The 13,585-nt window shown below is 64.0% G+C and carries 9 protein-coding genes; 2 read left to right on the top strand and 7 right to left on the bottom strand.

Translation table 11 applies throughout. From position 1 onward, the window contains the following. Positions 1–135: 135 nt before the first annotated feature. The 7 genes from mgrA to glmS form a co-directional block, all read right to left on the bottom strand. Positions 136–1,173, bottom strand: a complete 1,038-nt coding sequence (gene mgrA / locus ACFUOZ_RS16015; protein ID WP_377549865.1) for an L-glyceraldehyde 3-phosphate reductase — start codon at positions 1,171–1,173, stop codon at positions 136–138. Between the two features lie 82 nt (positions 1,174–1,255). Further along, positions 1,256–3,028, bottom strand: a complete 1,773-nt coding sequence (gene treZ / locus ACFUOZ_RS16020) for a malto-oligosyltrehalose trehalohydrolase (RefSeq protein WP_377549870.1) — start codon at positions 3,026–3,028, stop codon at positions 1,256–1,258. 53 nt (positions 3,029–3,081) lie between these two features. Next, complete coding sequence (gene treY / locus ACFUOZ_RS16025; protein ID WP_377549872.1) at positions 3,082–5,394, bottom strand: malto-oligosyltrehalose synthase; 2,313 nt, start codon at positions 5,392–5,394, stop codon at positions 3,082–3,084. Further along, positions 5,391–7,700 carry a glycogen debranching protein GlgX gene (glgX, locus tag ACFUOZ_RS16030; RefSeq protein WP_377549874.1) on the bottom strand — a complete coding sequence of 770 codons (2,310 nt, stop codon included), beginning with the start codon at positions 7,698–7,700 and terminating at the stop codon, positions 5,391–5,393. The genes treY and glgX overlap by 4 nt, the downstream gene beginning before the upstream one ends. Before the next feature lie 68 nt (positions 7,701–7,768). After that, positions 7,769–9,346: an NAD(P)H-hydrate dehydratase gene (locus tag ACFUOZ_RS16035; protein WP_377549876.1), complete on the bottom strand. Its 1,578-nt coding sequence runs from the start codon at positions 9,344–9,346 to the stop codon at positions 7,769–7,771. A gap of 16 nt (positions 9,347–9,362) precedes the next feature. Then, a complete protein-coding gene (locus ACFUOZ_RS16040) occupies positions 9,363–9,710 on the bottom strand; it encodes a holo-ACP synthase (RefSeq protein ID WP_066277757.1) in 348 nt (115 codons plus the stop codon). A 4-nt stretch (positions 9,711–9,714) separates the two neighbouring features. Then, positions 9,715–11,598 (bottom strand): glutamine--fructose-6-phosphate transaminase (isomerizing), encoded by a 1,884-nt coding sequence (gene glmS / locus ACFUOZ_RS16045; protein WP_377549878.1) that lies wholly within the window; start codon positions 11,596–11,598, stop codon positions 9,715–9,717. Positions 11,599–11,737: 139 nt separating this feature from the next. On the opposite strand from glmS, the gene coaA reads away from it, so the two are divergent. Next, on the top strand, positions 11,738–12,709 hold the full coding sequence (gene coaA / locus ACFUOZ_RS16050) for a type I pantothenate kinase (RefSeq protein WP_377549880.1): 972 nt from the start codon (positions 11,738–11,740) through the stop codon (positions 12,707–12,709). Beyond that, a complete protein-coding gene (locus ACFUOZ_RS16055; protein WP_377549882.1) occupies positions 12,710–13,558 on the top strand; it encodes a M15 family metallopeptidase in 849 nt (282 codons plus the stop codon). The last annotated feature ends 27 nt before the right edge of the window (positions 13,559–13,585 follow it).

Genomic DNA, 13,585 nt, shown 5'->3' on the forward strand with positions numbered 1-13,585 from the left:
GGCGCAACCCTGACTGAGTCCAGGGCACGGCTGATTGGCACGGCGCCATTCGGCGCACACTTGCATTGTAGCCAACAGGAAAGGGACCGGCTTTGTTCCCCGCCGGTCCCTTCCGTATATGTCTTTCGTGAACGGCTACTTCTGCGCCCACAAATTGATGTCGGATTCGACGGCGAACTCATCGATGGCCGTCAGTTCCTCCGTGCTGAACTCCAGGTTGTTGATGGCGCTGAGCGTGTCTTCGAGCTGCGTCACGCTCGAGGCACCGATCAACGCCGACGTCACCGGAGAACCCTTTGGCTGGTCCCGGAGGATCCAGGCAACGGCCATTTGGGCGAGCGTCTGCCCGCGGTCCTTGGCGATGGCGTTCAGCCCACGCACGCGGTCCAGCTTGTCTTCGGTCAGCTGCGACTCGGACAGGAACCGTTCCTTGGCCGCGCGTGAATCCGCAGGCACGCCGTTGAGGTAGCGGTCGGTCAGCATCCCTTGGGCCAGCGGGGAGAAGGCGATGGAACCCGCACCGACTTGGTCCAGGGTTTCGTAGAGGTTGGGTGAGCCGTTCTCGGTCCAGCGGTTGAGCATTGAATAGCTCGGCTGGTGGATCAGGAGCGGGGTGCCCAGTTCTTTGAGGATCCGCGCCGCTTCGAGGGTCTGTTCGGGGGTGTAGGAGGAGATGCCTGCATACAGCGCCTTGCCTGAGCGGACCGCGTAATCCAGCGCGCCCATGGTCTCTTCCAGCGGCGTCTCGGGGTCGGGCCGGTGGCTGTAGAAGATGTCCACGTAGTCCAGGCCCATGCGCTCCAGGGACTGGTCGAGGCTGGAAATCAGGTACTTGCGCGAGCCCCACTCACCGTAGGGGCCCGGCCACATGTAGTAGCCGGCTTTGGTGGAGATGACCAACTCGTCGCGGTAGGGCTTGAAGTCGTCCTTCAAGTGGCGCCCGAAGTTCGTTTCAGCAGATCCGTCCGGCGGACCGTAGTTGTTGGCGAGGTCGAAGTGGTTGACCCCAAGGTCGAAAGCGCGTCGCAGGATGGCGCGTTGCTCGTCGAATCGCTTGTCGTCGCCGAAGTTGTGCCAAAGGCCCAACGAGATGGCGGGCAGCTTGAGTCCGCTGCGTCCGACACGGCGGTAGGGCATTGTTTCGTAGCGGTTTTCCGCGGCCGAATAAGTCATACGCACCATCCTGCCACTGCAGAAACCGGGGCGACGGCGTTGTCCGCCATGTGGGCGCCGTCACCCCGGCCTGGTGGTTGCTTCAGCTGACGCGTACGACGGCGGCGCTACCGCCGGGAAGCGTCAACGTGTCCTCGTCGAGGGCTGCTTTGGGATCGGTGGCCAGCAACAAGGAGCCACTGAGCGGTGTCGCGAACGCATCCTCCCCCAGGTTGCAGACCACACGGACGCTGCCACGGGAGAACTGCAGCCAGTGCTCGTCGTCGTCGAACTTCACGGAGGTTTCGCCAAAGCCGCCCTCGACCAGTTCGGGCGTGTTCCGGCGCAGCTGTGCCAAATCCTTGTACAGCTGCAGCAGCCGTGCGTGATCCCCTTCACCGGCTTCCTCCCACTTGAGCTTGGAGCGCTGGAAGGTCTCCGGATCCTGGGGATCGGGAACAACGGCCGGATCCCACCCCATCCGTTCGAACTCCTTGATCCGCCCCTCGGCGGTGGCCTTGCCCAGGTCCGGTTCCGGGTGGGAAGTGAAGAACTGCCACGGTGTGGATGCGCCGAACTCCTCCCCCATGAACAACATCGGGGTGAAGGGAGAGGTCATGGTCAGGACTGCACCAACAGCCAACTTGCCGTAGGACAACGATGCCGTGAGGCGGTCGCCGGTTGCCCGGTTTCCGATCTGGTCGTGGTTTTGGAGGCACACCACCAGGGCCGAAGGGTGGGCGAGGTCGTGCCGGATGGGCCGTCCGTGGCGGCGCTCCCGGAAGCTCGAGTAGCTTCCATCATGGAAGAAGCCGTGCTCAAGGACCTTGGCCAGCACGGACAACGAGTCGAAGTCCGAGTAATAGCCGGTGGTCTCCCCGCTGAGGTTGACGTGGACCGCGTGGTGGAAGTCGTCGCTCCACTGGCCTTCCAGACCGTAGCCGTTGTCCTTGCGGGGGTAGATCAGGCGCGGGTTGTTCAGATCCGATTCCGCAATCAGGGTCCGCGGGATCCCCGTTTCCGATTCGATCAGGTCCCCCAGCGCCCCGAATTCCTCAAGGATATGAACGGCACGCTCATCACGGAGGGCGTGCACGGCATCGAGCCGAAGTCCGTCAACGTGGTAGTCCCGGAGCCACATCGCGGCGTTCTCCAGGATGTAGCGCCGCACGTCGTCGGAGCCCGGGCCGTCAAGGTTCACTGAGTCACCCCAGGTGTTGCCCTCACCCGATTTCAGGTAGGGCCCGAACTTTGGCAGGTAGTTTCCGCTGGGACCGAGGTGGTTGTAGACCACATCCTGGATGACTCCGAGCCCTGCGGCGTGCGCCGCATCAACAAAGCGCTGATAGGCGGCCGGGCCACCGTAGGGCTCGTGGACGGCGTACCAAAGGACGCCGTCGTAGCCCCAGTTGTGGACACCGTTGAACCCGTTCACCGGCAGGAGCTCGATGAAGTCGATGCCAAGGTCCACCAGGTAGTCCAGTTTCGCAGCGGCAGCATCCAGTGTGCCCTCAGGCGTGAAGGTCCCAAGGTGCAGCTCGTAGATGACCGAGCCCTTGAGGTCCTTCCCCTTCCACCCGCCGTCCTTCCACTCATGGATGGAGGGGTCGAAAGTTGAGGACAGTCCATGGACTCCGTCCGGCTGCCGCCGTGAGCGCGGATCAGGGAACGGCCCTTCTCCATCAACCAGGTAGCCGTACGACACGTCGTCGGCTTCCTGTGCCACGACGTCAGCCGGCGCGTGCCACCAACCGTGCGCGGCGTCGTCGTCGAACTGCTCCATGCCGTACTCGTGGCCCCCGGCCACCAGCCGAACGCTCTTGGCATTCGGCGCCCACACATCGAATCTATTTTTTCCAGCAGCGTGCTTGAGCATGATGTTCCCCTGTACGTTCCTTAAGCGTGCGTTGCCGCGAATTCAGGCTGGCTTCAGTCGGTGGGTACCAGCAGCGCCACCGGGTAGCGTTCCAGCAACTTCCCCACCTGGACGGGACCGGGGCCGTAGCTTGCTCCGGTGAGTTCGTCCTTGCAGTTCACAGTGAGTTCGATGCTGGTGTCCCGCCAGCCGCCTTCCCGGGCGAGGCGCCGTGGCAGACGCGTGGCCACAGTCATGGCTCCACGCCGGCCTGCACCCCGGTCGAAGGCCACTACGTGCGCCGCAGCCAAGCCCTGTGCTGCCACGGGCAAGTACCCTTCGAACAGTTCCGGACGGTCCTTCCGTAACCTCAGCGCACGCGAAACCACCAACAGCTTGGCGGGTTCTTCCGTGAACGACGGCGTGGCGCCCTGGTCCAACTGCTTCAGAGCGGCCTGGCGTGCCTGGAAGTCCACTGGCCGCCGGTTATCCGGGTCAGTCAGCGAGCCGTCCCGGAACTCCGTGCCCTGATAGACGTCCGGGACGCCGGGCATGGTGAGTTGGATCAGCTTGGCGGACAGCGAGTTGGAGGTCCCATAGGGTTCCAGCTCGGCCACGAAGTTGGCCAGCGCGGCCGCGACCTCGGGAACGTCGAAAGCGGCGTCGACGGCGGCTGCCAGCTGCCGTTCGAACTCCGGGTTCGGGTCGGTCCAGTTGGTTGAACTGCCGGCCTCGCGTGCAGCTTTCAGCGCGTAGGACTGGAGGCGTCCGCGGTCTGCCGGCCAAGCACCCACGATCGACTGCCAGACAAGCGCGGCCAGCGGTCCGTCCGGGATCGGTGCGAGCTGCTGCACCGTGCCAAGGAACAATTCCCACTCCGGCACGGCCTCGGAAATGACCGATATCCGTGCCCTCGCATCCTCGCTTCGCTTGGTGTCGTGGGTGCTCAGGGTGGTCATGGAGTGCGGCAGGAGCTGCTGGCGACGGGCCATCCGCTCGTGGAAGACTCCGTTGGGCAAGGAGAACTCCGTCGGATCCGCGCCAACCTCGGTGAGCGAGCCTAGCCGGGTGTAACGGAAGAACGCGGTGTCCTCCACACCCTTCGCCATCACCATGCCCGAGGTCTGCTGGAACCGCTGCGCCAGGGCGTTGCCTGGATCCAACAGGAGTGGTTGCAGTTTGCCCAGGACGGGTTCAAGTTCGGGACGGTGACGTCCTGCCTTCTCTATTGCCTCGACCAGAGTCTTACCGCCATGAGGCAGGTAGGTCCGGTAGATGGGGAACCAGCAGATGATCTCGGCCAGGGAATCGGCTACCTTGGCGAACGGCAGTTCCAGCGTGGCCGGTACCAGGCGCGCGAGCCGGAGGATCTCCGAACGGAGGATACCGTCGGCGATGCGGCGCTTGGTCCCATGGATCATCTCGGCGTAATCTGCCGGCTTTTCCGAGTTCCGCAGCCGGGCATCGAGTGAGTTGAGGTATTCCTCGGCCGTGGGATCGACGAACAGGCGATCAACGTCCGCGAGAGCGTCGTACCCGGTGGTGCCCTCACAACTGAAGGTTTCCGGGAGCTGCTCCCCCGGTTCGAGGATCTTCTCCACCAGCAAGTAGGCGCCGCCGGTGACTTCCCGGAGCCTCGCAAGGTAGCCCTCGGGGTCGGCAAGCCCATCGGGATGGTCAATGCGGAGGCCGTCCACCAGGCCCTCACGGAACCAGCGGACAATCTCGGCGTGGGACTCGTCGAAGACCCACGGGATCTCGACCCGGATGCCCGCCAAAGTGTTCACGGCGAAGAACCGGCGGTAGTTCAGGTCCGCGTCTGCCCGCCGCCAACCGATCAACTCGTAATTCTGGCGCGAGTGGACGTCCTTGGGGCTGTCGCCGGACTCGTACGTTCCGTCAGCCAACGGGAAACGGTGATCGTAGTAGTGCAGCTCACCGTCCACGACCTTGAGTTCATCGAGGTCGTCGTCGCTGCCGAGCACCGGGATCCGGATCTTTCCGCCTCCGAAGTCCCAGTCGACGTCGAAGGCCTCGGCATACTTGGACTCCTGCCCGTCCTTCAGCAGGCTCCACCACCAAGCATTCTGCTTGGGAGAGGCAACACCCATGTGGTTGGGCACGATGTCCGCAAGAATCCCCAGGCCGTGATCCTTGGCTGCCTTGGACAGGGCAGCCAAGCCCTCACGGCCGCCCCTGGCGGGATCCACGGTGGAGGGGTCGGTCACGTCATAGCCATGGTCCGATCCCTGCTCGGCGGTCAGGATTGGTGAGACGTAAACCCAATCGATTCCCAGTGATTTCAGGTAGCCGGTGAGCTCGGCAGCGTCCTGCAAGGTGAAGCCGGGACGGATCTGGAGGCGGTACGTGGAGACTGGCGTCCTCATGATTCGGTCTCCTTTCCCTCGCCTGCGTCAGCAGCACCAGCAGCCTCTTCTGCCGGAGCAGCCTCCTCTGCCGGGGCCTCCTTGTAGTCATACGGCAGGGAGGTCACGGCGGGAGCCGTGATGGAGGCCGTTTCCGGTGTGCTGGTCTGCGTCAGGGCTGCCAGCGAGGCCGCAACGGAGTGGTCCGGTTCGATCTCGGGGGTACTGTGCGCACGCAGTACCACCAGGGATTTGCCGCCGACTGAGAGGATCTGGTCCGGCTTGATGACGCCGGCTTCCGCTCCCTCTCCGGCGGTATCGATCATGACGTCCCAGGCCGGTGCGTACTCGTCGGAGGGAATCCGGAAGTCCACCTCTTCCTGGTCCGCGTTGAAGTACAGGAGGAAGTTGACGTCGGTGATGCGTCGGCCTTGGTTATCGCGGCCGTGGATGCCGTCACCGTTGAGGAACACACCCACCGAACGGCCCAGGGCTTCGTCCCAGTCCGACGGCGTCATGGTGGTGCCGTCCTTGTCCAGCCACACGATGTCCGGGAGTCGTTCGCCCTCGCCCCGGAGCGCAGGCCTGCCGTCGAAGAAGCGGCTGCGGCGCAGGCTCGGGTGCTTGGCACGCAGTGCACTGACTGCCGCAGTGAACTCGATCAGCGGCTGGTCCACGTGTTCCCAGTTGATCCAGGTGAGTTCGGAGTCCTGGCAGTAGCCGTTGTTGTTGCCCTGCTGGGTCCGGCCCAGTTCGTCGCCGTGCAGGAGCATTGGGACGCCTTGGGACAGGAACAAGGAGGCAATGAAGTTGCGTTGCTGGCGTGCCCGCAGGGCGAGGACGGTGGGGTCGTCCGTCGGCCCTTCGACGCCACAGTTCCACGAACGGTTGTGGGATTCGCCGTCGTTGTTGTCCTCGCCGTTGGCCTCATTGTGCTTCTCGTTGTAGGACACCAGGTCCATCAAGGTGAAGCCGTCGTGGGCCGTGACGAAGTTGATGGATGCGAACGGACGGCGGCCCGAGTGTTCGTACAGGTCTGCCGAGCCCGTGAGCCGGGATGCGAATTCGCCGAGCGTGGACGGCTCGCCCCGCCAGAAGTCTCGGACGGTATCGCGGTACTTGCCGTTCCATTCGGTCCACTGGGGCGGGAAATTGCCTACCTGGTAACCGCCGGGCCCGACGTCCCACGGTTCGGCTATGAGCTTCACCTGGGACACTACGGGATCCTGCTGGATCAGTTCGAAGAACGTGGAGAGTTTGTCGACGTCGTAGAACTCGCGGGCCAGGGTGGAGGCGAGGTCGAAACGGAAACCGTCCACATGCATTTCGGTGACCCAATACCGCAGGGAGTCCATGAGCAGCTGCAGGGAATGTGGGCTGCGCACGTTCAGGGAGTTACCCGTACCGGTGTAGTCCATGTAGTACTTCTGGTCGTCTTCCACCAGGCGGTAGTAGGCCGAGTTGTCGATGCCCTTGAAGGACAGCGTGGGGCCCAGGTGGTTGCCTTCAGCGGTGTGGTTGTAGACGACGTCGAGAATGACCTCAATGCCGGCGTCGTGCAGCGAGCGGACCATGGCCTTGAAGTCCTGGACCTGCTGTCCCGTGTCGCCCTTGGAGCTGTAGCTGTTGTGCGGGGCGAAGAAGCCGATGGTGTTGTAGCCCCAGTAGTTGCTCAGGCCCTTGTCCTGGAGGATTCCGTCGTTCACGAACTGGTGCACGGGCATCAGTTCGATTGCCGTGACGCCCAGCTTCTGCAGGTGCGAAATCACTGCCGGGTGTGCAACGCCGGCGTACGTTCCGCGCTGCTCTTCCGGGACCTCGGGGTGGAGCTGCGTGAGTCCCTTGACGTGGGCCTCGTAGATCACCGACTTGTGGTACGGGATCCTGGGGAGCTTGTCGCCGTCCCAGTCGAAGAAGGGGTTGATGACGACGCCCAGCATCATGTGTGCTGCTGAATCCTCGTCATTCCGGGAGTCGGGGTCCCCCAGGTTGTACGAAAACAGGGAAGGGTCCCAGTCGATTTGCCGGTGCACTGCCTTGGCATAGGGGTCCAGCAGGAGCTTGTTGGGGTTGAAGCGTTGGCCGGCGTCGGGGTCGTAGGGACCGTGGACGCGGTAGCCGTATTTCTGTCCGGGCTGCACCGTCGGGAGGTAGCAGTGCCAGACATAGCCGTCCACTTCCGTGACGTCGACGCGGACTTCGCCGCCGTCGTCGTCGAAGAGGCACAGTTCAACCCGTTCTGCCCTTTCGCTGAACAGTGCAAAGTTGGTGCCGGTACCGTCAAACGTGGCTCCGAGCGGATAAGCCGATCCAGGCCAGACTTCCATGCGTTCTCCTCTTGCTGATGCGAACAACTGTTGCAAGCCTACTCATGACCCTGACAACGACAGTAACCTTACGGTATTGTTCGGTCGTATTCCGCGCTGAGCGAACCAACAACGCGCGGAACAGCCTCAGCGATCGCCGAGGCTGTAATGGGGCCACCATCAAAATCTGCCGAAGCCAGCGCTCCGGCCCGTCCATGGATGCTTGCTGCCACGGCCGCGACAGCAGCCCAGCGGTCCTCAGGATCCAAACCCAAGGCGGCATACGCGCCGTCGTCGTTTGTCAGCTCATCAGCAGCCTGCGCCACCAAAGCTCCCAGGACTCCGGCCAGGACATCGCCGCTTCCGGCGGTCGCCATCCAGGCGGTGCCGTCGGACTGGCTGAACACAGTTCCCGACGGCGATGCCACCAAGGTGGTGGCACCCTTCAGGAGCACTGTGGCTCCGGTTTGTTGCGCAGCCTGCCGTACGAAGTGCAGCGGGCGGGATTCGACGTCGGCACGGCTCACGGCCACTTCGCCCGTGGAAGGAAGCGAGTCCAGCAACGAGGCGAGCTCGCCGGCATGCGGAGTGAGGATCCAGTGGGGCGGGCAACGCTCCGGCAAGAGGCTCAGCGCACCGGCGTCGACCACCACCGGCAGGTCATCGCGGAGTGCGGACTCCGCAGCAGCCCCTGCCCGCTCAAGCTGCTCTTGCCCGTCGACGCCCGGGCCAACCACCCAGGCCTGCACCCTTCCCGGGTCCGCCGTCTCCCAGAGGGCCTCAGGGGTCCGGCTGAGAACCATTCGGGCCGCTGGTTCAGGGCCGAGGTAGCGCACCATGCCCACCCCGGCGAGGGCCGAGGCGTGCACGCTCAAAACTGCTGCGCCGGCAAAGCGACTGGAGCCCGCGACGATTCCCAGGACCCCCCGTGAGTATTTGTGCGCCCGCCGGGAAGGGCTGGGCAACAAGGCGCCCAGGTCCCGGGCAGTGAGCCGGCGCAGCTCCGGCACGTCATACTGCAGCGTGGACTCGATACCGATCTCCACCAGTTCGACGCGGCCGGCGCAGCCTTCACCCGGGTCACTGAGCAGGCCGGCTTTGATGCCCCCGAAGGTGACGGTGAGGTCGGCTTCCAGGACAGGCCAATGGACCTCGCCCGTGCCGGCATCCAGGCCGCTCGGGACATCGCATGCCACCACCAGGCCGGGCCGAAGTTCCTGGAGCCCCGCTACCAGCTCGGCAGCGGCGTCACGCAAGCCGCCGCGGGCTCCCGTACCCAGGAGGGCATCGATGACCACGTCCTCGCCGGCACACAGGACCGCGAGCTCTTCCGCGTTGGAGGCCTCCAGCCGCAGAACCCGACCGCCGGCGGCCTTGAAGGCAAGCAAAGCCTCCGTGTGGACAGTTTCCGAAGCAAGTATCGCCGTCGTCCGCATTCCACGCCCGGCCAGGTGCGCTGCAGCGTAGAGGCCATCGCCGCCGTTGTTGCCCTTGCCGGCAAGAACCGTGACACCCGCTCCGGCCAGCCGGCGTTTTATCTTCACCTCGCGGATCACTGCCTGTGCCAGGCCGTAGGCTGCCCGTTGCATAAGAACAGCGCCCTCACCGGAGTCCAGGAGCGGTTGTTCCGCATCCCTGATCTGTTGTCCGGTGAAGGCGCTGATCATGTGAACGTGTGTCCGTTTAGCCTTCGGCGAGGACAGTCGCCGTGGCGATGCCGCCGTCGTGGCTCATGGACAGGTGCCAGCGCTTGACGCCCTTGGCCTCAGCCACCGCAAGCACGGTGCCCTTGACCTGGACTGTTGGACCGTTCTGGTCAAGGCCGATCCAGCAGTCCTGCCAGTTCATGCCCGCGGGTGCGCCCAGAACCTTGGCAACAGCTTCCTTGGCCGCAAAACGGGCTGCCAAGGACCGCGTGTTGAGTTCACGCTCCGCCGGCACAAAAAGCCGGTCCCTCAGCCCTGGAGTCCGTTCAAGCTGCCGGCCAAACCGCTCAATGTCTACGACGTCTACGCCAATGCCAACAATCATGGCGTTATTCTACGGTCACGCTCTTGGCGAGGTTACGCGGCTGGTCGACGTCGTAACCCTTCGCCCCGGCCAATTCGGCGGCAAAGATCTGCAGCGGAACCGTAGTGAGCAACGGCATGAGCAACGTAGGCGTTTCCGGAACGTAGAACACGTGCTCGGCGTAGTCCTTGACCGATTCATCTCCCTCTTCAGCGATGACCAGGGTACGTGCACCACGTGCGCGGACTTCCTGGATGTTGCTGACCACCTTGGAGTGCAGGGAGTCGCGGCCGCGCGGGGAAGGCACGACGACGAAGACCGGCTGGCCGTCATCGATCAGGGCGATCGGGCCGTGCTTGAGCTCGCCCGCGGCGAAGCCTTCAGCGTGGATGTACGCGATTTCCTTAAGCTTCAGCGCGCCCTCAAGAGCCACCGGGTAGCCCACGTGGCGGCCCAGGAACAGCACGGACTTTTCGTCCTTCATGCTGCGTGCGAGCTCGCGCAGGGGCCCTGCGTTGTCGAGGATGGTCTGGATCTTTGCCGGGATCTTGTTCAGGTCCGCAAGGACGTCCTTGATCTGGCCTGAGAAGATGTTGCCGCGCAGCTGGGCCAGGTAGAGGCCCAGGAGGTAGGCGGCGGTGATCTGGGCCAGGAATGCCTTGGTGGACGCAACGGCGATTTCCGGGCCGGCGTGGGTGTAGAGCACAGCATCGGATTCACGGGGAATGGTTGAGCCGTTGGTGTTGCAGATGGAGATCGTCTTGGCGCCCTGTTCGCGGGCGTAGCGGACGGCCATAAGCGTGTCCATGGTTTCACCGGACTGGCTGATCGAAACCACCAGCGTCTTGGCATCCACAATCGGATCGCGGTAGCGGAACTCGTGGGCGAGCTCCACCTCCGTGGGGATACGGCACCAGTTCTCGATGGCGTACTTGGCCACCAAGCCTGCGTACGCGGCAGTGCCACAAGCGAGGACGATGATCTTGTCCACCTGCTTGAGGAGCTCCGGATCGATGCGGAGCTCGTCGAGGGTCAGCTGGCCGTTGAGGTCCGAGCGGCCCAGGAGGGTTTGTGCCACAGCGTCAGGCTGGTCGTTGATCTCCTTCTCCATGAAGGAGTTGAAGCCACCCTTTTCGGCCGATGCCGGGTCCCAGTCAACGTGGTATTCCTTGCCTTCGGCGGGAGCGCCGAAGAAGTCGGTGATCTCCACGGAGTCCGCGGTGATGGTGACGATCTGGTCCTGGCCCAGTTCCACAGCGCGGCGCGTGTAGTCAATGAAGCCGGAGACGTCGGAACCGAGGAAGTTCTCGCCGTCGCCCAGACCCACCACCAGGGGTGAGTTGCGGCGGGCAGCAACCACGACGTCGGGCTGGTCCGCGTGTACGGCCAGGAGGGTAAACGCACCCTCGAGCCGCTGGCAGGCGAGGCGCATCGCTTCGGTAAGGTTGCCGCCGTCGCCCTTGAGCTGGTTGCGGAAGATGTCGCCGATGAGTGCGGCAGCCACCTCGGTGTCGGTTTCGGATTCGAACGTGACACCCTTGGCGAGCAGTTCCTGGCGGAGCTCGGCGAAGTTCTCGATGATGCCGTTGTGGATGACAGCCAGGCGGCCACCATCGGAGAGGTGCGGGTGGGCATTACGGTCGGTAGGGCCGCCGTGCGTGGCCCACCGGGTGTGGCCAATGCCCGTCAGGGACTCGGGAACGGGGTGAGCTTCCAGTTCCTCGATCAGATTGCTCAGCTTGCCGGACTTTTTACGCGATGAGATTGCTCCATCGGCTACTACTGCGACGCCGGCGGAGTCATAGCCGCGGTACTCCAGACGGCGCAGCCCTTCCACCACGACGTCAAGGGCGCTGTAACCAGCTGCCTCGCGAGACGAATTGCCAACATAGCCTACGATTCCACACATAGGTACAAGCCTAACGGCTTCTGCAAACAACTGACGTGGGACATCCTATAACCAAGAGCTATTCGCGCGCTGTTAAGAACGCACAATTCACTCTCCGGCCATCGCGCATTTCCTGATCAGCCGCGCGGAGGGCAGAATCATGATCGTGACTTTGCAACGCACCGAAGCTAATGGCGACGGCGCTTCCCCGTTTGTTGAGCTGGACCGTCAAACCTGGTCCAGGCTCGCGGCACAGATGGAGCAGCCCCTCAACGAAGAGGACATTTTCCGTCTGCGGGGGCTTGGAGACCCCTTGGACATGAAAGAAGTCCGGGAGGTCTACCTCCCGCTTTCCAGGCTCCTTCACCTGTACGTTCAGGCATCGCACCAGCTGCATGCGGCGACCACCACCTTCCTGGGTGAACAAACCCAGCGCACGCCGTTCGTCATCGGCGTCGCCGGCTCCGTGGCAGTCGGCAAGTCCACCATCGCCCGCGTGCTCCGCGAAATGCTGCGCCGCTGGCCGGGCACCCCCAACGTCGAGCTCATCACCACGGACGGCTTCCTGTACCCGCTGGCCGAGCTCAAGCGCCGCCACCTCCTTGAACGCAAGGGCTTTCCCGAGTCCTACGACCGGCGCGGGCTTCTGCGCTTTGTCTCGGAGGTCAAGGGCGGGGCTGAGGAAGTCCGGGCGCCGTGGTACTCGCACGTGACCTACGACATCGTGCCGGGCAAGGAAGTCGTCGTTCGGCGCCCCGATGTCCTGATCGTCGAGGGTTTGAATGTGCTTGCGCCGGCCCGGCCGCGCATGGACGGAGTGCAAGGCCTGGCCATCAGCGACTTCTTCGACTTCTCCATCTATGTCGACGCCAAGACCTCGTACATAGAAGAGTGGTACGTGGACCGCTTCCGGAAATTGCGCACTACCGCTTTCGCCCAGCCCGAGTCCTACTTCCACCGCTACGCCACATTGTCCGACGAAGACGCCGAATCCACTGCCAGGGGCATTTGGAAGCGCATCAACGAGCCAAACCTGAAGGAAAACGTCCTGCCGACGCGTGGCCGGGCACAGCTTGTGCTCACCAAGGATGCGGACCACTCCATCCGGCGCATGCTGCTAAGGAAGGTCTAGTTGCGCACCGATAACTTTCCGCTCCCCAGTCGCCGGGCTTTCGCGGGCCTGCTGACCGCCGGAGCCGGTCTGGCCGCCCTGACCGCCTGCACGCCGGAGAACGCCACGCCCTCCCCGGCCGCCGCCACGGTTCCGGTGCAGGCCGACGTCACGCCTTCAGCAGCCGCCTCCAGCACCGCTGCTGCACCCACCACCGAGCCCACACCCACTGCGGAGCCCACGGTGGCGACCCCCAGCCCGACTCCTTCCAGCTCGCTTAAGACCCAGCAGTCATTGACGGATCCCACCAGCCCCTGGGTCATCGTCAACAAGCACAGGCCCTTGAACCCGCAGAACTTTGTGCCCGCGGATTTGGTGCAACCGGCCGTGCGGCTCGCCGTCAGCGGGGAGGCCGCGCTGCTGAACAGCACGACGGCGGCTGCCGCGGAAAAGATGTTCGGCGCGGCGGCTTCTGAGGGCGTCATCATGACGCTGGCTTCGGGCTACCGTTCGTACACCACCCAGGTGTCCACCTACAACGGATATGTCGCCAGCACCGGGCAGGCCGCGGCCGACCGTGCTTCAGCCCGCCCCGGCCACTCGGAGCACCAAACGGGTTGGGCTTTCGATATCGGCGACGGCGGCGGAGCCTGCAGCTTCCAGCCATGCTTCGCCGAGCAACCGGCAGCGGTCTGGGCCAAGGCCAATGCGCACAAGTACGGATTCGTCGTGCGGTACCCCTGGATGTTCCACGAAACCACGGGCTACTTCTACGAGTCCTGGCACCTGAGGTACATCGGAGTCGAGGGGGGGGGGGGGGGGGGGGCCCCCGGGCCCGCCCCGACCCGAGATAAAATAGAGGGTGTGTGACGGGCAGGCAGAGACAAAAAAAAAATA

Origin of the sequence: Paenarthrobacter sp. NPDC057355, assembly GCF_042667405.1 — a bacterium.
Lineage (GTDB): Bacteria > Actinomycetota > Actinomycetes > Actinomycetales > Micrococcaceae > Arthrobacter.